The 20932-nt window shown below is 70.5% G+C and carries 18 protein-coding genes and 2 pseudogenes; 8 read left to right on the top strand and 12 right to left on the bottom strand.

The features are described from left to right. Positions 1-120: 120 nt before the first annotated feature. The 6 genes from ACFWP5_RS40180 to ACFWP5_RS40155 all read right to left on the bottom strand — a co-directional run bounded on the left by ACFWP5_RS40180 (position 121) and on the right by ACFWP5_RS40155 (position 6257). Positions 121-1035 carry a carbohydrate kinase family protein gene (locus ACFWP5_RS40180; protein WP_384168670.1) on the bottom strand — a complete coding sequence of 305 codons (915 nt, stop codon included), beginning with the start codon at positions 1033-1035 and terminating at the stop codon, positions 121-123. Further along, complete coding sequence (locus ACFWP5_RS40175) at positions 1032-1940, bottom strand: pseudouridine-5'-phosphate glycosidase (protein ID WP_384168667.1); 909 nt, start codon at positions 1938-1940, stop codon at positions 1032-1034. Before ACFWP5_RS40175 ends, ACFWP5_RS40180 begins: the two co-directional genes overlap by 4 nt. Positions 1941-2078: 138 nt before the next feature. Then, on the bottom strand, positions 2079-3311 hold the full coding sequence (gene fdhA, locus ACFWP5_RS40170) for a formaldehyde dehydrogenase, glutathione-independent (protein WP_384168664.1): 1233 nt from the start codon (positions 3309-3311) through the stop codon (positions 2079-2081). 66 nt (positions 3312-3377) lie between these two features. Further along, positions 3378-4688: an MFS transporter gene (locus ACFWP5_RS40165; protein ID WP_384168661.1), complete on the bottom strand. Its 1311-nt coding sequence runs from the start codon at positions 4686-4688 to the stop codon at positions 3378-3380. Positions 4689-4781: 93 nt separating this feature from the next. Next, entirely contained in the window at positions 4782-5336 is a 555-nt protein-coding gene (locus ACFWP5_RS40160) for a methylated-DNA--[protein]-cysteine S-methyltransferase (RefSeq protein ID WP_384168658.1), read from the bottom strand. Positions 5337-5381: 45 nt separating this feature from the next. Then, positions 5382-6257, bottom strand: coding sequence for a glycerophosphodiester phosphodiesterase (locus ACFWP5_RS40155; protein WP_384168655.1), 876 nt, complete (start codon positions 6255-6257; stop codon positions 5382-5384). Positions 6258-6535: 278 nt separating this feature from the next. On the opposite strand from ACFWP5_RS40155, the gene ACFWP5_RS40150 reads away from it, so the two are divergent. From ACFWP5_RS40150 to ACFWP5_RS40120, 7 genes are all read left to right on the top strand, one after another. Beyond that, positions 6536-7399: an MHYT domain-containing protein gene (locus ACFWP5_RS40150; protein WP_384168652.1), complete on the top strand. Its 864-nt coding sequence runs from the start codon at positions 6536-6538 to the stop codon at positions 7397-7399. 40 nt (positions 7400-7439) lie between these two features. After that, positions 7440-9578, top strand: coding sequence for an excinuclease ABC subunit UvrB (gene uvrB / locus ACFWP5_RS40145; protein WP_384168649.1), 2139 nt, complete (start codon positions 7440-7442; stop codon positions 9576-9578). 158 nt (positions 9579-9736) lie between these two features. Next, entirely contained in the window at positions 9737-10315 is a 579-nt protein-coding gene (locus tag ACFWP5_RS40140) for a TerD family protein (RefSeq protein WP_363099088.1), read from the top strand. 50 nt (positions 10316-10365) lie between these two features. Continuing rightward, positions 10366-12393, top strand: coding sequence for a TerD family protein (locus ACFWP5_RS40135; protein WP_384168646.1), 2028 nt, complete (start codon positions 10366-10368; stop codon positions 12391-12393). Between the two features lie 234 nt (positions 12394-12627). Next, entirely contained in the window at positions 12628-13629 is a 1002-nt protein-coding gene (locus ACFWP5_RS40130; RefSeq protein ID WP_384168643.1) for a TerC family protein, read from the top strand. Between the two features lie 128 nt (positions 13630-13757). Continuing rightward, a complete protein-coding gene (locus ACFWP5_RS40125) occupies positions 13758-14072 on the top strand; it encodes a hypothetical protein (RefSeq protein WP_384168640.1) in 315 nt (104 codons plus the stop codon). 61 nt (positions 14073-14133) lie between these two features. Beyond that, complete coding sequence (locus tag ACFWP5_RS40120; RefSeq protein WP_384168637.1) at positions 14134-15237, top strand: calcium:proton antiporter; 1104 nt, start codon at positions 14134-14136, stop codon at positions 15235-15237. A gap of 85 nt (positions 15238-15322) precedes the next feature. Here ACFWP5_RS40120 and ACFWP5_RS40115 read toward each other — a convergent pair whose 3' ends face one another. Beyond that, on the bottom strand, positions 15323-16594 hold the full coding sequence (locus tag ACFWP5_RS40115) for an MFS transporter (RefSeq protein ID WP_384168634.1): 1272 nt from the start codon (positions 16592-16594) through the stop codon (positions 15323-15325). Between the two features lie 173 nt (positions 16595-16767). Here ACFWP5_RS40115 and aroQ point away from each other — a divergent pair, with 173 nt between their 5' ends. Then, positions 16768-17241 (top strand): type II 3-dehydroquinate dehydratase, encoded by a 474-nt coding sequence (aroQ, locus tag ACFWP5_RS40110; protein ID WP_384168631.1) that lies wholly within the window; start codon positions 16768-16770, stop codon positions 17239-17241. A gap of 65 nt (positions 17242-17306) precedes the next feature. On the opposite strand, the gene ACFWP5_RS40105 is transcribed toward aroQ, so the two are convergent. From ACFWP5_RS40105 to ACFWP5_RS40085, 5 genes and pseudogenes are all read right to left on the bottom strand, one after another. After that, positions 17307-18077, bottom strand: coding sequence for an amino acid ABC transporter ATP-binding protein (locus tag ACFWP5_RS40105; RefSeq protein WP_384168628.1), 771 nt, complete (start codon positions 18075-18077; stop codon positions 17307-17309). After that, on the bottom strand, positions 18074-18991 hold the full coding sequence (locus ACFWP5_RS40100) for an amino acid ABC transporter permease (protein ID WP_384168625.1): 918 nt from the start codon (positions 18989-18991) through the stop codon (positions 18074-18076). Before ACFWP5_RS40100 ends, ACFWP5_RS40105 begins: the two co-directional genes overlap by 4 nt. Beyond that, on the bottom strand, positions 18988-19872 hold the full coding sequence (locus ACFWP5_RS40095) for an ABC transporter substrate-binding protein (RefSeq protein ID WP_384168622.1): 885 nt from the start codon (positions 19870-19872) through the stop codon (positions 18988-18990). The genes ACFWP5_RS40100 and ACFWP5_RS40095 overlap by 4 nt, the downstream gene beginning before the upstream one ends. 324 nt (positions 19873-20196) lie before the next feature. Beyond that, positions 20197-20382, bottom strand: a pseudogene (locus ACFWP5_RS40090) (MBL fold metallo-hydrolase); the annotation flags it as partial. A 168-nt stretch (positions 20383-20550) separates the two neighbouring features. Further along, positions 20551-20932: pseudogene (locus ACFWP5_RS40085) on the bottom strand (radical SAM protein); the annotation flags it as partial.

Genomic DNA, 20932 nt, shown 5'->3' with positions numbered 1-20932 from the left:
CTTCCCGCGTCACTGTCCACTCCCGGTGCACCCAGCCGAGCCCCCGGTCGCGAACACCCCGTACGCCCGCCTGTCGACCGTGCTCCGGCCTGACGTAAGCCGCTGCTCCCGCCCCGCCCATCACGCCCGCCCCGGCGGCCGCCCCCCCACCCGTTCCACCGCCCGCGCCCCCGCCCGGCACCCCTCCCTCGCCGCGTCCTCCGGATCGGCGCCCGCCAGCAGCGTCGCGAGGAACGCCCCCGTGAAGGCGTCCCCCGCGCCCGTGGTGTCCTGGGGAACGGCCGGCTCGGCCGGTACGCGTGTGTGGACCGTGCCGGAGTGGGCGACCAGGGCTCCCTCGGCGCCCTGTTTGGTGACCACCAGGGGGACATGGCGGCTCAGCTTGGCCGCCGCGTCCGCCGGGTCGGGCAACCCCGTGAGCAGGCACGCCTCGTCACGGCTCGGCAGCAGGACGTCCACCCCCTCGACGAGCGCCAGGAAGCGGTCCACGCCCAGCTCCACCAGGAACCCCGCCGACGCCGGATCCAGACTCACCGGCACCCCACGCGCGCGTGCCGACTCCAGCGCTACGGCCACCAGCGCCCGGCTCGGCTCGGAGAACAGCAGATAGCCCGACAGATGCAGCCGTACGACGCCGTCGAGCAACGAGTCCGACCAGTCTCCGGGGTCGAGCCGCAGGGACGCGCCGCTGTCCGTGAGGAACGTCCGCTCGGCCGCCGCCCCCGTGTCGACCAGGCAGATCACCGTCCCGGTCGCCGCCTCCGGATCGACGACGAGACGGGGCCGTACCCCGGAGGCGACCAGTTCCCGCTCGTGCCACGCGGCCGAGTCAGCACCCACGCGACCGAGCAGCCGTACGTCCGCGCAGCCCCAATGGGCCGCCCAGCACGCCACGTTGGCGCCCGCGCCGCCCGGCACGGTGCGGATCGCGGCGGCGGTGTCGGTACCCGGTGCGAGCGGCCCCCGGTGCCGGGCGACGACGTCCGTGACGACGTCCCCGACGACCAGGAGGGCGCCGCCCGGCCCCGTCGTCACGCCTCGGCCCAGGCCGCCGCGATCCGCCCCGCCAGCCGTACGTTGCCGCGCACGGCCGCCAGGTTGGCGCTCAGCGAGGCACCGTCGGTGTGCTCCACCAGATAGCCGAGCAGGAACGGCGTGACCGCCTGCCCGGTGACGCCCTCCGCCTCGCACGCGTGCAGCGCGTCGGCGAGCACACGCGCGTGCAGCTCGGGATCCAACTGCTCGTCCTCGGGTACCGGATTGGCGACGATCAGCGACGACTCCGGGGCGTCGAGCGCGTCCTGCGCCCGCATCACGGCCGCGACCTGCTCGGGGGTCTCCAGCGTCCAGTCCACCGGATACCCCGAGTCGGAGAGGTAGAAGCCGGGGAAGCGGTCCGTGCCGTATCCGGCGACCGCGACGCCCAGCGTCTCCAGGCGCTGCAGGGTCGCCGGTACGTCCAGGATCGACTTCACGCCCGCGCACACCACCGTGATCCGGGTGGACGCCAGCAGCCCCAGGTCGGCGGACTCGTCCTGCGTCACCGTCCACTCCCGGTGCACCCCGCCGAGCCCGCCGGTCGCGAACACCCGGATGCCCGCCCGCGCCGCCAGCAGCGCCGTCGCCGACACCGTGGTCGCCCCGCTGGCCCCGGCCGCCACCGCGAGCGGCAGGTCGCGGTGGCCCAGCTTGCGGATCCCGTCCTCGTTGGCGACCCGCTCCAACTGCTCCTTGTCCAGGCCGACATGGGGCCGCCCGTCCAGCACGGCGATCGTCGCGGGTACGGCACCCTCCTGCCGTACCGCCGCCTCCAGCTCCAGCGCCACCTGCAGATTGCGCGGGCGCGGCAACCCGTGCGCGATGATCGTCGACTCCAGGGCCACCACGGGTCGACGCGCGTCGATCGCCTCACGTACTTCCTCGGACACCACCAGCACCACGCGCCTCCTGTCGTTCGGTCTTCCCTCATCCCTGGCGGGCGTCGCGCCCTGTCAAACCCTCGCGGACTGTGGGAGACACCACCAGCGGGCAACGTGGAAAAAGGGGGCCACGCGTGCGTGGCCCCCACTTTCCGTGCGTCAGACCGGGCTCACACCCGCCAGCGTCCCGTGCGGATCGAGCACGTACTTGCGGCTGGCGCCCTGGTCGAACTCGGCGTAGCCGCGCGGTGCGTCCTCCAGCGCGATCGGGGTCGCGTTGACGGCCTTGGCGATGTGCACGCGCCCGTGCAGGATCGCCATCATCAGACTCCGGTGGTACGTCATCACCGGGCACTGACCGGTCGTGAACCCATGGCTCTTCGCCCAGCCGAGGCCGAGCCGCACCTTCAGGGTGCCGCTCTTCGCGTCCTCGTCGACCCCGCCGGGATCAGAGGTGACATACAGCCCGGGGATGCCCAGCGCACCGCCCGCGCGCGTGATGCCCATCAGCGAGTTGAGGACGGTCGCCGGCGCCTCCGGGGCGTCCGGGCCGTGCGCCCGTGCCTCGAAGCCGACCGCGTCGACCGCGGCGTCCACCTCGGGCTCGCCGAGGATCTCGGCGATCTGCTCCCCGATGTCGCCGCGCGAGACGTCGACGGTCTCGCAGCCGAAACTCCTTGCCTGGCCCAGGCGTTCGGCGTTCAGGTCGCCGACGATGACGACCGCGGCGCCCAGGAGCTGCGCGGACGCTGCCGCCGCCAGACCGACCGGACCCGCCCCGGCGACGTACACCGTGGACCCGACCCCGGCGCCCGCGGTGACCGCGCCGTGGAAACCGGTCGGGAAGATGTCCGAGAGCATGGTCAGATCGAGCAGCTTCTCGCGTGCCTCGTCCCGGTCCGGGAACCTCAGCAGGTTGAAGTCCGCGTACGGGACCATGGCGTACTCGGCCTGGCCGCCGACCCAGCCGCCCATGTCGACATAGCCGTAAGCCGCCCCCGGACGGGCCGGGTTGACGTTCAGGCAGATGCCCGTCTTGCGTTCCTTGCAGTTGCGGCACCGCCCGCAGGCGATGTTGAACGGTACGGAGACGATGTCGCCCACGTCGATGAACTCGACGTCAGGCCCCCGTTCGACGACCTCTCCGGTGATCTCGTGTCCGAGGACCAGCCCCTCGGGTGCGGTCGTCCGACCGCGCACCATGTGCTGGTCGCTGCCACAGATATTGCTGGCGAGCACCTTCAGGATCACCCCGTGCCGGACCTTGCGGCCGACGTTGGCGGGTGCGACTCCCGGCCCGTCCTGCAGTTCAAGCGTCGGGTAGTCGATGGTCCTGACCTCGACCGCTCCCGGCTTGAGATACGCGACTGCCCTGTTTCCGCTTCCACTCATGCGAGTTCGCCGTCCCTTCGGCTCCGATCCCCCGGATGCCAGTGGCTGTGCGCATGGCGGAGTCTGCTACCGGCTCGGCCTCCCGGCCACCCTTCGCGGGCCATCGGAAACCGGGATCTTCCGGGAGCGGGTGAACAAGGCCAGCGCGGCCAGGGGTATCAGCAGGCAGGCGGCGGTGAGGTTCAGCCAGCCGTAACTCGCCTGCGCCACCACCAGCCCGGCCACCGCTCCGCCGATGCCCGCCGAGGTGTTCATGGTGAGGTCGGACAGGCCCTGCGCGGCGGCACGCGCGGGCTGCGGCACCGAGTCCGTGAGCAGCGCCGAACCGGAGACGAGCCCCGCCGACCAGCCCAGGCCCAGCACGAAAAGTCCCAGGGCGATCCGCCCATGGCTCCCGCCCGCCGTACCGGCGAGGAACGCCGCACAGGCCAGCAGCCCCACCGCGAGCCCTGTCCCGGACAGCCGCCCGACCCGGTCGGACAACTGGCCCATCAGCGGCGAGAACGCGTACATCCCCGCGATGTGCCCGCTGATCACCAACCCGATCAGATCGATGCTCGCCCCGTGGTGGCCCAGCTCGACCGGGGTCATCGCCATCACCGACACCATCGCCGTGTGCGACACGGCCACCGTCACCAGCGCCAGCCGCGCCCGCGGCGAGGCCGCCACCGCCGCGAACCCGGCCCGCAGCGACCGCGCGGCGGGCGAGCTGTCCTCGGCCGGCGCGAGCGCCCGGGCCGTCAACAACGGATCGGGCCGCAGCATGACGGCGACCACGACCGCGGCGACCAGGAAGATCGCACCCGCCCACAGAAAGGGACCCGCCGCCGCGGGTATCCCGATCCCGGAGACGCTACGGCCCGCGGGCGCGGCGATGTTCGGACCGAGGACCGCCCCTATGGTCGTCGCCCACACGACATGGGAGATGGCCCGGGCCCGCTGCTCCGGCTCGGCCAGATCGGCGGCGGCGAACCGGGACTGCAGATTCGCCGACGAGGCCGCCCCGAACCCGGCCATGCCGCACAGCAGCAGCGGAAAGCTCCCGATGCTCGCCGCGAGCACCACGACCCCGGCTCCCAGCGCCCCGACCAGATACCCGAGGACCAGCCCCGGACGCCGGCCACGCGCCGTCATCAGCGCCGCGAACGGCATCGACAGCACCGCCGTCCCCGCCACGGTCGCCGTGGGCGCCAGCCCGGACAGCGACTCGGTCCCGCTGACCTGCTTGGCCAGTACGGCGGCCAGCGCGATCCCGGTGGCGACGCCGAGCCCGCCCAGGATCTGGGTCGTGATCAGCACCCCGGACACCCGGCGCCGCAGGGCGGGCAGCCGGTCGGCCGCGACGGGCACCGCGTCCCGCCCTTCGACTGCGGTCACGGCGCGCACCCGGTAGTGCCGTCGCCGCACGCGCACGTGAAGCCGGTCCTCACCAGCACAGCGTCCCCCCTGGTCGCCTGTCCGCCCGAGCCCTCAGAACAACGGCTCGGGCAGCACCCCCTCCAGCGCCAGCAGCTTCCTCTTCGTCTCCAGACCGCCCCCGAACCCTCCGATGCCGCCGTCGCTCTCGACGACCCGATGGCACGGCACCACGACCGGCAGCGGATTGGACCCCATCGCCACCCCGACCGCCTGGGCCGCGCCCGGCTGCCCGACCCGCCCGGCCAGATCGCCGTACCCGACGACCGAGCCGTACCGCACGCCGGACGCCAGCTCGCGCAGCACCTGCCGGTTGAAGCCGGAGATCAGGGACCAGTCGAGCGGCAGCTCGAAGTCGCGCCGATCACCGGCGAAGTAGGCCTCGATCTGGCCTATCGCCTCGGCCAGCAAGGGGGAGTCGGGCGCCTCGACCGGCTCGGTGCCCAGCCGGGTCGCCAGTCGGTCGAGGGTCTTGTCGCGCACCGCGTCCGTGGCGTGGAACACGACGTTGACCAGGCCGTCCTGTGTCGCGGCCAGCAGCAGCGGACCGATGTCGGTGCCGACGACGGTCCATACGACCCGCTGCTCGTTCTGCCCATGGCTGTCCATGCGCCCACCGTACGACCCGGCACTGACAACGCCCCGCGAGCGGCCTCAGAACCCGTACAACGCGGACCGCACCACGTCCGGCTTGTTCGTGATCAGCCCGTCCACGCCGTACCCGGCGACCTTCCACGCCGTGGGCGCGTCGTCGACCGTCCAGGCGTACACCTCCATCGGACGGCCGTGCGGGCCCGTGTGCCCGTGCACGGCGGAGACGTAGCCGAGGGAGATCGAACCGTACGACGGATTGATCAGGTCGGTGAAGGCGGCGTACTCGTTCAGGGCGGACACGGGGGGCGTGCCGAGGAAGCCGGTCCTGATGCCGGGCTTGAGGTCGTGCACGATGCGGATGCTGTCCGCACTGAAGCTCTGCACGATCAGCCGGTCGTCGAGGTGCCCCTGGTCCAGCCACCCCTCGTTGCCCAGGAGCTTGAGGGTCTGCTGCTCGATGCCGGGGTAGAGCTCCGGGTTCTTGATCTCCAGGAGGAGGCTCTGATGGTTGTGCTCCACCTCGCGCATGTACTGCGTGAGCGTGGGCACGCGCGTGCCTGTGAACGCGGGGCCGAACCAGCTTCCCGCGTCGAGGCGCGCGATCTCGGCGGCGGTGAAGTCCTTCACCTTCCAGGGGGCTCGATGGGGGAACACCTTCTGGACGTCGGTGGTGCGCTTCAGGCTGTCGTCGTGGATGACGACGAGTTCGCCGTCCTTGGTGCGCTGGACGTCGTTCTCGACCCACTGGAAGCCGAGCAGGGCCGCCCTGTCGATGGAGGCCAGGGTGTTTTCGGGCGCATAGGAGGACGCGCCCCGGTGGGCCACGACGGTGGGCCACTGGGTGGCGTCGCCGGCCCGGGCGGCGGGGGAGGGGAGCAGAAGGGCGGCGGCCCCCAGGAGCGCGGTGGTCGAGGCGGCAACTGCGCGCAGGTGCATGCGTACTCCTCGCATCGAGCGATCACATACAGCTCAAGAGTGACAGCGGAACGTCACTACCCGTCGGGTACAGGATGGACACAGAATGAATGGAGTTGCCCAAGTCCGCTCACCGGTGCCGCACAACTGGGGCAGGGCCGTGTTTCTTTGCCGGAAAATCGTTCGACCATTCCGGTGGGGGTCATACTCTCTGCGTCGACCCTGACCGTTCCCGCGGTCCTGGGGCTGGGCGTGTTTCAGGGGTTACGGGACAGAACAGGGCGGAAGGGTAACTGCGCATGCAGGGCACGGTCGACGGATTCAGCTACGGACTCGTCACACCGATGGTGGCCTACCTCATGGCCTGCCTCGGTGGCGCCCTCGGCCTGCGCTGCACCACCAGATCGATGCTCGTGGCCCGGTCCTGGCGCCCCGGATGGCTCGCCCTCGGATCGGCGGCGATCGGTTCCGGCATATGGACGATGCACTTCATCGCGATGATGGGTTTCTCGGTCCGCCAGACACCGGTCCACTACGACAAACCGATGACCTTCGCGAGCCTCGCCGTCGCCATCGTCATGGTGGGCGTCGGGATCTTCATCGTCGGCTACAAGGGAGCCAGGGGTACGGCGCTCTTCACCGGCGGCACCCTCACCGGCCTGGGCATCGCCTCGATGCACTACCTGGGCATGGCCGGCATGCGCCTCAACGGAAAGCTCGAATACAACACGCTCACCGTCTCCGCGTCCGTCGTCATAGCGGTCGTGGCCGCGATCAGCGCCCTCTGGGCCGCCGGGCAGGTCCGCGGGTTCCTGTGGAGCGTGGGCGCGAGCCTCGTCATGGGGCTCGCCGTCGTCGGCATGCACTACACCGGCATGGCCGCCCTCAGCGTCCACGTCCACGGCACGGCCCCGACGACCGACGGAGTGTCGGCCGCGTCCCTGCTCGCGCCCATGATGATCGGCCCCATCGCCTTCCTCGTCCTGGCCGGCGTCGTCGTGATGTTCGACCCGCTGATGGTCATGGGGAAGCCCGCCCGGACCCCTGTCGAGCACAAGCCCGGCGTCCCGGCCGGCGCCGTCGTCCCGCACCCCCGGCGCGCACCCGTCCGTGCCGCCCGCGACCTCGGACACCGCCGCTCCCGCACCCCGCAGAACCGCTGATCCGACCCCGTTGTCAGTGGTGGGTCGTACGGTTGGTTCCATGCGGCCCGTTTCCCACATCGAACGTACGGTGGCGCCCTTCGAGGTCGTCAGCTCCTACCAGCCCAGCGGCGACCAGCCGGCGGCCATCGCCGAGCTGGCCCGACGCGTCGAGGCAGGTGAGAAGGACGTCGTCCTGCTGGGCGCGACCGGCACCGGCAAGTCCGCCACCACCGCGTGGATGATCGAGAAGCTCCAGCGCCCCACCCTCGTGATGGCGCCGAACAAGACCCTGGCCGCCCAGCTGGCCAACGAGTTCCGCGAGCTCCTGCCGAACAACGCCGTCGAGTACTTCGTCTCGTACTACGACTACTACCAGCCCGAGGCCTACGTCCCGCAGTCGGACACCTACATCGAGAAGGACTCCTCGGTCAACGAGGAGGTCGAGCGCCTGCGCCACTCCGCGACCAACTCGCTGCTCACCCGCCGTGACGTCATCGTGGTCGCCTCCGTCTCCTGCATCTACGGCCTCGGTACCCCGCAGGAGTACGTGGACCGCATGGTCCCCCTCAAGGTCGGCGACGAGATCGACCGCGACCAGCTGCTGCGCCGCTTCGTGGACATCCAGTACACGCGCAACGACGTGGCCTTCAGCCGCGGCACCTTCCGCGTCCGCGGCGACACCATCGAGATCTTCCCGGTCTACGAAGAGCTGGCCGTCCGCATCGAGATGTTCGGTGACGAGATCGAGGCACTCTCCACCCTCCACCCGCTCACCGGCGAGATCATCAGCGAGGACGAGCACCTCTACGTCTTCCCGGCCTCCCACTACATCGCCGGCCCCGAGCGCATGGAGCGGGCCGTCAACGACATCGAGAAGGAACTCGCCGAGCGGCTGGCCGAGATGGAGAAGCAGGGCAAGCTCCTGGAGGCCCAGCGCCTGAGGATGCGGACTACGTACGACCTGGAGATGCTCCGCCAGATCGGCTCCTGCTCCGGCGTCGAGAACTACTCGATGCACTTCGACGGCCGCGAGCCCGGCTCCGCGCCGAACACCCTGATCGACTACTTCCCGGAAGACTTCCTGCTCGTCATCGACGAGTCGCACAACACGGTCCCGCAGATCGGCGCCATGTACGAGGGCGACGCCTCCCGCAAGCGCACCCTCGTCGACCACGGCTTCCGGCTGCCCTCCGCCCTGGACAACCGCCCCCTGAAGTGGGAGGAGTTCCAGAAGCGCATCGGGCAGACGGTCTACCTGTCGGCGACCCCCGGCAAGTACGAGCTGTCGCGCGCGGACGGCGCCGTGGAGCAGATCATCCGCCCCACCGGCCTCATCGACCCCGAGGTCGTCGTCAAGCCCACCGAGGGCCAGATCGACGACCTGGTGCACGAGATCCGCAAGCGCACCGAGAAGGACGAGCGGGTCCTGGTCACCACGCTCACCAAGAAGATGGCCGAGGACCTCACGGACTACTTCCTGGAACTCGGCATCCAGGTCCGCTACCTGCACAGCGACGTCGACACCCTGCGCCGCATCGAGCTGCTGCGCGAGCTGCGCTCCGGCGAGTTCGACGTCCTGGTCGGCATCAACCTCCTCCGGGAGGGCCTCGACCTGCCCGAGGTGTCCCTGGTGGCCATCCTGGACGCCGACAAGGAGGGCTTCCTGCGCTCCGGCACATCCCTGATCCAGACCATCGGCCGCGCGGCGCGCAACGTCTCCGGTCAGGTCCACATGTACGCCGACAGGATCACCCCGGCGATGGAGAAGGCCATCGAGGAGACCAACCGCCGCCGGGAGAAGCAGGTCGCGTACAACACGGAGCGCGGCATCGACCCCCAGCCGCTCCGCAAGAAGATCAACGACATCGTCGCGCAGATCGCCCGCGAGGACGTCGACACGGAGCAGCTGCTCGGCTCGGGCTACCGCAAGTCCAAGGACGGCAAGGGCGCCAAGGCCCCCGTGCCCGCGCTCGGCGGCAAGGCCGCGAAGAGCGCCAGGTCCGCCAAGGGCAAGGCCAAGGACACGGTGCCGACCGACCGTCCCGCGGCCGAACTCGCCGAGCAGATCGAGGAGATGACGGCACGCATGCGTGCCGCCGCCGCGGACCTGCAGTTCGAGGTCGCGGCCCGGCTGCGCGACGAGGTCCACGAGATGAAGAAGGAACTGCGTCAGATGAAGGAGGGAGGCCTGGCCTGACCGGCCGGGTGGACCGCCGGACCTCGGGGTATGCGCTCTGTGTTGCAAGACCGACACAAAGTCCGATGCGGGGTTCGGCACTGTCAGTGGCGCTGCGTAGGGTTCTGGACATCCGCGGATTCCGCGGCAACAGGGGACAGTTCGAGAGGGGAGCAGTCGTGACCGTCAACATGACCAAGGGTCAGGCCATCAGTCTGCAGAAGAACGACGGGGCCAGCCTGACCGCGGTCCGTATGGGTCTCGGCTGGCAGGCGGCACCCCGGCGCGGCCTGTTCGGCTCGCGCACCCGGGAGATCGACCTCGACGCGTCCGCCGTGCTGTTCGCCGACAAGCAGCCGGTCGACGTGGTGTTCTTCCGTCACCTGGTGAGCGACGACGGCTCCGTGCGCCACACCGGTGACAACCTCGTCGGCGGTGTCGGCCAGGGCGGGGACGACGAGGCGATCCTCGTCGACCTCGCGCGCGTGCCGGTCCACATCGACCAGATCGTCTTCACCGTGAACTCCTTCACCGGCCAGACCTTCCAGGAAGTGCAGAACGCGTTCTGCCGCCTGGTCGACGAGACCAACGGCCAGGAGCTGGCCCGCTACACGCTGGCGGGCGGCGGCCAGTACACGGCCCAGATCATGGCGAAGGTGCACCGCACCGGCTCTGGCTGGACGCTGACGGCCCTCGGTACGCCGACCAACGGCCGTACCTTCCAGGACCTGATGCCGGCGATCCTGCCGCACCTGTAGGACGGCCCGGCGCACACGACACGACACGGCTGAGCAGGGGGACGAGAGCGATGGCAGCCGAGCTGGTGCGAGGGCAGAACCACCCGCTCTCCCAGGTGCGCCTGGAGATCCGGGTCGCGGCCGGCAAGCCGGTCGTGGCCGTCGCCACGCTCGGCGACGAGCAGGGCAGGATCCACGGCGTCGAGTGGGTGGCCCACCCGGGCACACCCACCCTGCCCGGCCTGGAGGTCTCCAAGCAGGCCGCCGCCGACCACCGCCTCGCGGTGGACCTGGGCGCCATTCCGGAGGCCGTGCACCGTGTCAGCGTGCTGCTCGCCCTGCCCCTCGGCGGCGACGGCCCCGCCCGCTTCGGCGCCGTGGCCGCGCCCTTCGTCGCGGTCACCGGCCTCGACGGCACCGAGGTCGCCAGCTACACGATCACCGGCCTGGACGCCGAATCAGCCGTCGTGGCCCTGGAGTTGTACCGCAGGCAGGGCGCCTGGAAAGTACGCGCCGTCGGCCAGGGCTACGCGGGCGGCCTCGCCGAACTCCTCACCGACCAGGGCCTGCCCCAAGCCCCCCACCTCGCGGGCAGCATCAACGAAGCGGTGGCCCACGGCCTCGCCCGCTCCGTGGCGGTACCCCCGCCGCGCACCACGGACGCCGACCGCACCCGCCAGACGGCCACACCGGCCCTCGGCCCCGAGGGGAGCGGCCCTACGACACAGGGCGCCCCCGGAGCCGTAGCGCCGCAGCCGACGTCTCCGTACGGGGCGCAGGGGACCCCGGGGGCCGTAGCGCCGCAGTCCGGATACCCCGGCGGCGCCGCGCCCGCGGATCCCTCCGCGACCACCCAGCCCGCTGCCCCCGCCACCGGGGGGCCGGTCGACTACAGCCACCCGCGGCGGCATGCCGGGGCGCCCCCGTCGCCCGCGCCGACCGCGGCGCCGGCTCCGCCCGGAGAGCCCGCGCGGCCCGTCGCCGGGGACGCGACCGGGTGGTCGATGGAGGAGCGGCTGTACAACCAGGTGTGGGGCATGTTCGAGGACCTGGCCCGCACGATGGCCGCGTACCGCAGCGCGGTCGACTTCGCCGACTCGCGCATGGAGCAGGAGCTCGACCAGGCCCTGTCCGACCCGCGCAGCCGGATCGGCGGTCAGGGCGACGCGGCCCGCGAGGCGGCCCAGGCCAAGCACGCCCAACTCGTCGATCAGGCACGGGCGGCGCTCGACCGGGACCTCGCCCAGCTGGCCGCCGAGTCCGAGGTGGTCGAACCCGCGCTCCCGCCCGCGTTCGCCGGCTGGGACAACCCGGTCTGGCACGGCTATCGCGTCCCGATGGAGATCCCGATGGCCGTGCGCCTCGGCGATCTCCACCTCCCGGAGAGCCCCGAGCTGCGCGTCCCGATGCTGGTCCGGCTGCCGTTGGAGCGCGGCCTGTGGATCGACAGCGGCAACGCGGAGTCTCTGGACGGCTCGTTCACCGACTCCCACGAGCTGCGGCGCCTCGCGCTGGACACGGCCGTGGCGCACGCGGCCCGGCTGCTCGCCGTCTATCCGGCGGGCGAGTTCGCCGTGCACGTCATCGACCCGGCCGGCTCGGCGGCGCAGGCGCTGGTCCCGCTGGTGCACACCGGTGTGCTCGCGGCGCCGCCCGCCGTGGGCGCCGCCGGTGTGGCGGACGTCCTGACCCGGCTCACCCAGCGGGTGGACCTGGTGCAGATGGCGGTGCGCGGCGGCGCCGCCGACTCGCTGCCGCCCGGCCTCGACACGGCCGAGCAACTGCTGATCGTCAACGACTTCCCGCACGGTTTCGACGACCGGGCCGTGACCCAGCTGCGCTATCTCGCCGACGAGGGCCCGACCGTCGGCGTCCACCTGATGATGGTCGCGGACCGCGAGGACGCCGCGGGCTACGGCCCGTTGCTCGACCCCCTCTGGCGTTCGCTGATGCGACTCACCCCGCTGCCCGACGACCACCTCGCCGACCCCTGGGTCGGACACGCCTGGACGTACGAGCCCTCGCTCGTGCCGTCGGGCAGCCAGGTGCTGTGGCAGGTGCTGACGGAGGTCGCGACGGCTCGCACCAAGCCCAGGTAAAATGTCCTCACCTGCACTTTTATCCTTTCCTTGGCAATAGCTTTACCTTTCCTTGGTGGTTGGGGTAGGCTTTTCCGTACGGAGGGGAGTACTCCCTATCTGCTGCGGCGTACCCGTCAATACGGATCAGGCCAGATCCCGGGGCGTCGGCCCTGGGCGCCCGTCCAAGGTGGAAGAGACCTCCGGTAGCGACGACGCTGACCATTTGCCGTTAATACCGCCGGAGGCGTAACAGTGGATGTTTCCGTGACCCTGTGGGTCCTGACCATCGTGGGGCTGGCAGCCCTCATCGCGGTCGACTTCTTCATCGGCCGCAAGCCGCATGACGTGTCGATCAAGGAAGCCGGAATCTGGACGATCGTCTGGATCGCCCTCGCCGGACTCTTCGGACTGGGCCTGCTCCTCTTCGGGGACGGCCAGGCCGGCGGCGAGTTCTTCGCCGGCTTCATCACCGAGAAGTCGCTGAGCGTCGACAACCTCTTCGTCTTCGTCCTGATCATGGCGAAGTTCGCCGTGCCCTCGCAGTACCAGCAGCGGGTGCTGCTCGTCGGCGTGCTCATAGCCCTGGTCCTGCGGGCCATCTTCATCGCGGCCGGCGCGGCCATCCTCGCCAGCTTCGCGTGGGTCTTCTACATCTTCGGCGCCTTCCTCATCTGGACCGCCTGGAAGCTCATCCAGGAGGCTCGCGCCGACGAGGAAGAAGAGGAGTTCGAGGAGAACAAGCTGCTCAAGGCCGCCGAGCGCCGCTTCGGCGTGGCCGACCGGTACCACGGCACCAAGCTGTGGATCCGGGAGAACGGCAAGCGGGTCATGACCCCGATGCTGGTCGTGATGCTCGCCATCGGTACGACGGACGTGCTGTTCGCGCTCGACTCCATCCCCGCGATCTTCGGCCTGACCCAGGACCCGTACATCGTGTTCACGGCCAACGCCTTCGCGTTGATGGGACTGCGCCAGCTGTACTTCCTCATCGGCGGCCTGCTGAAGAAGCTGGTCCACCTCAGCTACGGCCTGTCGGTCATCCTCGGCTTCATCGGCGTCAAGCTGGTGCTGCACGCGCTGCACGAGTCCGGCGTCCATGTCCCGGAGATCAGCATCCCGGTCTCGCTGGGCGTGATCTGCGCGGTCCTGATCGTCACCACGATCACCAGCCTGATGGCCAACAAGAAGCAGGCGGCAGCCGAGGCGGCGCGGACGGGGACCGAAGGCGCTCCGAAGGACAGCATCGACGCCTGACCACGTCGGACGTAGGAACAACGATCACCGGGAGCATCGCACGATGAATTGCCGACCGCCGCTCCCGGTGCTTCGTTGGATACCGAGCGCCCCCGCCCCGGGAGCGTCACGGCCGGGTGGAGGCATCCATGGACGCATCGATGAAATTCGTGCAGATCGTCGACTTCGAGACCGATCGCTTCGACGAGATGCGAGCGGTGGCCGAGGAGGCGGACAAGCGGATCGCCGGTCGTGCCGGCGGGCCGACGCACCGCCTCGTCCTGCGGGACCGGAACAAGCCCGGCCACGTCCTCGTCGTGATCGAGTTCGACTCGTACGAGGACGCCATGCGCAACAGCAGCGACCCCGAGACCGGCAAGTTCGCGGAGCAGATGGCCGCGTTGTGTACCAGGCCGCCGTCCTTCACCGACTGCGACGTACTGGACATGACCGAGTTCAAGTAGCGCGGGACGGGCCCCGCAGCGCCGGAGTGCGGGGCCCGTACGCCTCTGCGAGGATCGCTTCATGATCACTCGGCTCCGGTCGCTCACCACCCAGTGGACGACCCTCGTACCGGTGCTCGCGGCCGTCCTCCTGGTCTTCACCTGGGGGCGGAAGGATCTGCCCGCCGTGGTCGTCGCCCTGGTGACCGTGGTACTCGCCGGCGCCGTGCTGGCCGCAGTGCATCACGCCGAGGTGATCGCCCACAGGGTCGGAGAACCCTTCGGCTCCCTGGTCCTCGCCGTCGCCGTCACGATCATCGAGGTCGCCCTGATCGTGACCCTGATGGCCGACGGCGGCGACAAGAGCTCGACCCTCGCCAGGGACACCGTCTTCGCGGCCGTCATGATCACCTGCAACGGCATCGTCGGCCTGGTCCTCATCGTCGCCTCGCTGCGTCACGGCACGGCGGTCTTCAACCCCGAGGGCACCGGCGCCGCCCTCGCCACCGTGGCGACCCTGGCCACGCTCAGCCTGGTCCTGCCGACCTTCACCACCAGCAAGCCCGGCCCGGAGTTCTCCGGCGCCCAGCTCACCTTCGCCGCGCTCTCCTCACTCGCCCTGTACGGCCTCTTCGTGGCCACGCAGACCGTGCGGCACCGCGACTACTTCCTGCCGGTCTCCCGGCAGGGCGAGGCGATCACCAAGGACCACCACGCGGACGCGCCGTCCGCCCGCACCGCCCTGATCAGCCTGGGTCTGCTGGGGCTCGCCCTGATCGGCGTGGTCGGACTGGCCAAGGGCGTCTCGCCGACCATCGAGTCCGGCGTCGAGGCCGCCGGGCTGCACCACGCCGTCGTCGGCGTGATCATCGCGCTGCTCGTGCTGCTCCCCGAGACCATCGCCGCCCTGCGCTCCGCCCGCCGCGACCGGGTGCAGACCAGCCTCAACCTCGCGCTCGGCTCGGCGATGGCCAGCATCGGCCTCACCATCCCCGCCGTAGCCCTCGCGTCGGTGTGGCTCTCCGGCCCGCTCGTCCTCGGCCTCGGCTCCACGCACATGGTGCTGCTCGCCCTGACGGTGGTGGTGAGTTCGCTGACGGTGGTGCCGGGACGGGCGACACCGCTCCAGGGCGGAGTCCATCTCGTGCTGTTCGCGGCCTACTTGGAGCTGGCGATCAATCCGTAGCGCGAGGCGGTCCGGACGGCACGTAAGCGCTTGCGCAAGCCTTTACGTCCTCTGCCGCTGCTTTAGTCCCCTGTCGCGCAAGCCCTCACCCGGTGACCGGCTCCGCGGCCACCATCTCCACCGGCCGGGTCTCCGGCAGCAGCGCGAAGCAGCCCAGGCTGAACAGCGCGACCCCCGTCAGATAGGCGCCCACGCCCCAGGGGACACGTCCGCTGTGCTCCGCGAGCGCCGTCGCCACGATCGGGGTGAGCGCGCCGCCGAGGACCCCGCCGAGGTTGTAGCCCACGGCGGCGCCCGTGCAGCGCACCCGCGGTTCGTACAGCTCCGGCAGATACGCGCCGAGCACGGCGAACATCGTCACGAACGCGAGCAGCGCCCCGAGGAACCCGAGGAACATCAGCAGCGGCGCACCCGTGGCGAGCAGCGCGACCATCGGGAACATCCACAGCGCGGCGGCGGTGCACCCCAGCAGACACAGGGGACGGCGCCCGTAGCGGTCGCTCAGCAGCGCCACCAGCGGGGTGAGCGACCCCTTCACCACCACGGCGGCCATGATGCAGGCCAGCATGACGGTACGGCTGACCCCGAGCCGCTCCGTGCCGTAGGCGAGGGACCAAGTGGTCACCGCGTAGAAGACGGCGTACCCCACCGACAGCGCCCCGGCGGTCAGCAGCACCAGCCGCCAGTGCTCGCGCACCACTTCGGCGAGCGGCACACGCGCGTGGTCGTCGAGTTCGAGGAACCGGGGGCTCTCGGCGAGTGACGAACGCAACCACAGCCCGCCCAGGGCCAGAACCCCGGCCACCCAGAACGGCACCCGCCAGCCCCACTGCGCGAACTGCGCGTCCGTCAGGGTCGCCGACAGCGCCAGCATCACGCCGTTGGCCAGCAGGAACCCCACCGCGGGCCCGATCTGCGGAAAGCTCGACCACAGCCCGCGCCGCCCGGCCGGCGCGTGTTCGGCGGTCAGCAGCACTGCCCCGCCCCACTCCCCGCCGAGCCCCAGCCCCTGCAGAAAACGCAAGCCCAGAAGGAGCACGGGAGCGGCCACCCCGATCGAGCCGTACGACGGTACGCAGCCGACCGCGACCGTCGAGGCACCGGTCAGCAGCAGCGAGGCGACGAGGACCGGCCGTCGTCCGCGCCGGTCCCCGAAGTGCCCGAACAGGATCGAGCCCAGCGGTCGTGCCACGAAGCCCACGCCGAACGTCCCGAAGGCGGCCAGCGTCCCCGCCACCGGCGAGAGTGTCGGGAAGAACAGGGGGCCGAGAACCAGGGCCGCCGCCGTGCCGTAGACGAAGAAGTCGTAGAACTCGATCGCGGTTCCGGCGAGCGAGGCGGCCGCGAGCCGCAGCATGGAAGGGGGCCTTACGGTGCGTACATCGTGCATGCCGCGTCAACTACCCACAGTGAGCAACGGTTACGGGGGCGCGCGGTGGTGCGGAGGGGTCGTGATAGACCGGGTCCGAGCAGTGGCCGTCGACCGGCGGCCCCGCCTCGAACGACATGTCCGAACGGACCGGAGGAACCGTGCCCCGCACCCTGGCCAACGCCCCGATCATGATCCTCAACGGCCCCAACCTGAACCTCCTCGGCCAGCGCCAGCCGGAGATCTACGGCTCCGACACGCTCGCCGACGTCGAGGCCCTGTGCGTCAAGGCGGCGACCGCGCACGGCGGCACGGTGGACTTCCGGCAGTCCAACCACGAGGGCGAACTGGTCGACTGGATCCACGAGGCACGGCTGAACCACTGCGGCATCGTGATCAACCCGGCCGCCTACTCGCACACCTCGGTCGCGATCCTGGATGCCCTCAACACCTGTGACGGCCTACCGGTGGTGGAGGTCCACATCTCCAACATCCACCAGCGCGAGTCGTTCCGGCACCACTCGTACGTCTCGCTGCGCGCCGACGGTGTCATCGCGGGGTGCGGTGTGCAGGGGTACGTGTTCGGAGTGGAGCGCGTCGCCGCGCTGGCGGGCGCGGGGAAGGCCGACGCGTAGGCGTAGGGGTAAGCACCGGACTCCTGGCGTACGCCCCTTACAGACCGACCGTTACAGACGGCCGGTCACAGACGGCCCGCCTCCACGATCCGTCGCAGGAAGCGCCGCGTGCGCTCCTGCTGCGGGTCGCCGAAGATCTGCTGGGCTGTGCCGCGCTCCAGGACCACGCCTCCGTCCAGGAAGCACACCTGGTCGGCGACGTCCCGGGCGAAGCCCATCTCGTGGGTGGCCAGCACCATGGTCATGCCCTCGCCCTTCAAGTCCCGGACAACGGCGAGCACTTCACCGACCAGCTCGGGGTCGAGCGCGGCGGTGATCTCGTCGAAGAGCAGCAGCCGGGGACGTACGGCCAGGGCGCGCACGATCGCCACCCGCTGCTGCTGACCACCGCTCAGCCGGTCCGGGTAGGCGCCCGCCTTGTCCCCGAGCCCGAGCCGCTCCAGCAGCTCACGCGCGTGTGCCTCGGCCTCCGCGCGGGACACGCCGTGCACCCGGCGCGGGGCGAGGGTGATGTTCTCCAGGACCGTCATGTGCGGGAACAGGTTGTACGCCTGGAAGACCACGCCGATACGGCGCCGTATCGCGTCCGGGTCGACGCCCGGGTCGGTGATCTCCTCGCCGTCCAGCCAGATCGCGCCGTCGTCGATGTCCTCCAGGAGGTTCGCGCACCGCAGCAGCGTCGACTTGCCGGAACCGGAGGCGCCGATCAGCGCGGTCACCGTGTGCTGAGGGACCTCCAGGTCGACGTCCCGCAGGACGACCGATGTACCGAAGGTCTTGCGGACGGACTCCATGCGCAGCACGGGTGAGGCGGTGGAGATGTCGGCGGTGCTCATGTCGTGCCTCCCTGGGCGCGCTGCCGGTCCATCCGCGCGGTCACCCAGTCCGTGAAGCGGGTCATCGGGATGGTCAGCGCCACGAAGACGAGCCCCGCGACGATGTACGGCGTGTAGTTCAGGGCGCGCTGCGCGATGATGTCGGACGCCCGTACGGCGTCGATCGCGCCGCCGATCGACACGAGCCCGGTGTCCTTCTGGAGGGACACGAGATCGTTCAACAAGGGCGGCACCTGCCGGCGTACGGCCTGGGGGAGCACCACGTGCCGCAGCGCCTGCCGGTTGCTCAGGCCCAGCGAGCGGGCCGCGGCGCGCTGCGAGGGGTGCACGGACTCGATGCCGGCGCGGAACACCTCGGCTACGTACGCCGAGTACGTGAGCGTCAGCGCCGTACCACCGAGCACTACGGGGTCGACCGTCACGCCCTGGAGACGCAGAGCGGGCACTCCGAAGACCACGATCATCAGGTTGATGATCAGCGGCAGCCCGCGGAAGAAGTCCGTGTACGCGGCCGCCAGCACCCGCAGGGGGAAGAACACCGGCCCGCGCAGGGTGCGCGCGATGGCGATCAGCATGCCCAGCACGAGTACCAGCACGCCGCAGATCAGCAGCAGCCGGACGTTCAGCCAGAGCCCTTCGAGGACCTTGGGGAACGCCTCGCGCGCGTACTGCCCGTCGAAGAAGGTCTCCTTGGTGCGCTGCCAGCCCGGCGCGCTGACCACGACCAGGTACAGGACGACGGCCGTGACCAGCGTCGACACCGCGGCGATCGCGGTCGCGCGACGGGCACGCGTGCGCTTGTGCCGCTCGCGGTCCAGACGCCGCTGCGAGGGGACGTACGCGTCGCCCCCGCCGGGCATGTCGCCCTTGTCGTCCGCGGCCTCCCGGCCGGAGTCGTCCTTCACCACGGTCACTTGAGGACCGGTGCGTCGACGGCGTCGGAGAGCCACTGCTTCTCCAGCGCGGCCAGCGTGCCGTCCTTGCGGAGCGCGTCCACGGCCGACGTCACGCACGACGTCAGGTCGCTGCCCTTGTCGAGGACGAGCCCGAACTGCTCGGGTGTGCCGCCCTGGTTCTCGAACTGGCCGACGATCTTGGCGTTGGTCACCTCGGCCGAGGTGACGTAGAACGCGGTCGGCAGGTCGGTGACGATCGCGTCGACCTGGCCGTTCTTGAGCGAGGAGATGGCCTGGTCGTTCTTGGAGTACGCGGCCACCTGCTGCGTCGGCTTCACCACGTCGGTGAGGTAGTTCAGGCTGGTGGTGCCGACCTGGGCGCCGAGCTTGAGGCCTTTCAGGTCCGCGATGCTCGTCGCCTTGGCGGCCTTGCTGCCCTTGAGCGCGATGACGGCCTGACGCACGTCGTAGTAGCCGGACGAGAAGTCGACGGCCTTCTTGCGCTCGGTGCTGATCGACACCTGGTTGATGTCGAAGTCGAAGGTCTTCACGCCGGGCGCGAAGGCCTTGTTGAAGGGGACGCTCTGCCAGACGACGGCGCTCTTGTCGTAGCCGAGCTGCTTCGCCACGGCGTACGCGACCGCCGACTCGAAGCCCTTGCCGTTGGCGGGCTTGTCGTCCTCGAACCACGGCTCGTACGCCGGTTCGTCCGTCGCGATCGTCAGCTTGCCGGAGGTCTGGGTGGCCAACTTGCCCTTGGCGCAGGTGGTCGCGGTCGAACCGGAGGCCTGGTCGGAGGCCTTGTCCTCCGGCTGCGGAGCACAGCCGACGGCGGTGGCGAGCAGGGCTACGGTTGCGGCGGATATCGCGCGGCGCAATACGCGAGGGGCAAGGTGCATGGCGGGAGAGTGACAGTCGGACGTCCTGATTGTCCAGGTCACAGCCCCGAATGTCCGCATAGTGGGAACACGTGTTGCGCCCTTGTGAACAGCGGCTGTGAGGTGCCGATTCCGCCCCGCTCGCCGGGGCCGCCGGTCGAGGGCGGGGAACGATGGACCGGCGGCCCATCCGCGCAGGAGCCGTCGTCCTGAGCGGGGCTGCTTCCAGTTGACCGCGCAACCAGGTGCGTTGGGAGCGCGCGTGGGACACCGGCGCGTGCGAACGAATCACACGGGGCGCGCACGCACCGGTTCACGCCGGACACTCAGCACTCCGGCCGATCCTCACCACCCGCGCGCGTGCCACTCCGGCAGGTGCGGGCGCTCCGCGCCCAGCGTCGTGTCGTTGCCGTGTCCCGGGTAGACCCAGGTCTCGTACGGGAGCGCGTCGAAGATCTTCGTCGCGACCTCACGGATCAGGCTGGCGAACGCCTCGGGGTCCTTGCGGGTGTTGCCCACGCCGCCCGGGAACACCAAAGCTGACCGGGTAACACAGCAAATGTGACCGCCAACCTTGCCCCCGCCCAACCTTGCCCCGCCCGCACAGTGGCGTTTCTGTACGCCCGTATCAACTAGGACCCCCGCGACCTGAAGCGCGGTGTCGACCGACAGATGGACGCCCCCCGAGCCAACGCCCTCTCAGATCAGCGTGAGCTGCGTCGGCTCGGACACCGGCTCATCCGCCGGGTCCGGCGGCTCGGGGATCCGGCGCGGCATCCCAGCGCGCGCGGGACCGATGCCGTACTCCTGTGCCAGGTCGTGGACCTGACGGGTGATCCGGCGCTGGTACCACTTCGGGGCGTACGCGCCCTCCGCGTACAGCCGCTCGTAGCGGCGCACCAGGTGCGGGTGATGCTGCCCGAGCCAGGCCATGAACCACTCGCGGGCACCGGGCCGCAGATGCAGCACCAGGGGAGTCACCGAGCTGGCCCCGGAGGCCGCTATCGCCCTTACGGTGGCGCGCAGTTGGGCCGGGTCGTCGCTCAGGAAGGGGATCACCGGGGCCATCAGGACCCCGACG

The organism is Streptomyces sp. NPDC058469 (assembly GCF_042721125.1).
GTDB lineage: Bacteria > Actinomycetota > Actinomycetes > Streptomycetales > Streptomycetaceae > Streptomyces.
The sequence above is the reverse complement of the archived record's forward strand: the minus strand, read 5'-3'. Positions and strand labels throughout refer to the sequence as shown.

Excerpts from the sequence above, each read along its gene's own strand:
- fdhA (WP_384168664.1), bottom strand. The coding sequence starts at position 3,311 with ATGAGTGGAAGCGGAAACAGGGCAGTCGCGTATCTCAAGCCGGGAGCG.
- ACFWP5_RS40160 (WP_384168658.1), bottom strand. The coding sequence starts at position 5,336 with ATGGACAGCCATGGGCAGAACGAGCAGCGGGTCGTATGGACCGTCGTC.
- ACFWP5_RS40155 (WP_384168655.1), bottom strand. The coding sequence starts at position 6,257 with ATGCACCTGCGCGCAGTTGCCGCCTCGACCACCGCGCTCCTGGGGGCC.
- ACFWP5_RS40150 (WP_384168652.1), top strand. The coding sequence starts at position 6,536 with ATGCAGGGCACGGTCGACGGATTCAGCTACGGACTCGTCACACCGATG.
- uvrB (WP_384168649.1), top strand. The coding sequence starts at position 7,440 with ATGCGGCCCGTTTCCCACATCGAACGTACGGTGGCGCCCTTCGAGGTC.
- ACFWP5_RS40135 (WP_384168646.1), top strand. The coding sequence starts at position 10,366 with ATGGCAGCCGAGCTGGTGCGAGGGCAGAACCACCCGCTCTCCCAGGTG.
- ACFWP5_RS40125 (WP_384168640.1), top strand. The coding sequence starts at position 13,758 with ATGGACGCATCGATGAAATTCGTGCAGATCGTCGACTTCGAGACCGAT.
- ACFWP5_RS40120 (WP_384168637.1), top strand. The coding sequence starts at position 14,134 with ATGATCACTCGGCTCCGGTCGCTCACCACCCAGTGGACGACCCTCGTA.
- ACFWP5_RS40115 (WP_384168634.1), bottom strand. The coding sequence starts at position 16,594 with ATGCTGCGGCTCGCGGCCGCCTCGCTCGCCGGAACCGCGATCGAGTTC.
- ACFWP5_RS40105 (WP_384168628.1), bottom strand. The coding sequence starts at position 18,077 with ATGAGCACCGCCGACATCTCCACCGCCTCACCCGTGCTGCGCATGGAG.
- ACFWP5_RS40095 (WP_384168622.1), bottom strand. The coding sequence starts at position 19,872 with ATGCACCTTGCCCCTCGCGTATTGCGCCGCGCGATATCCGCCGCAACC.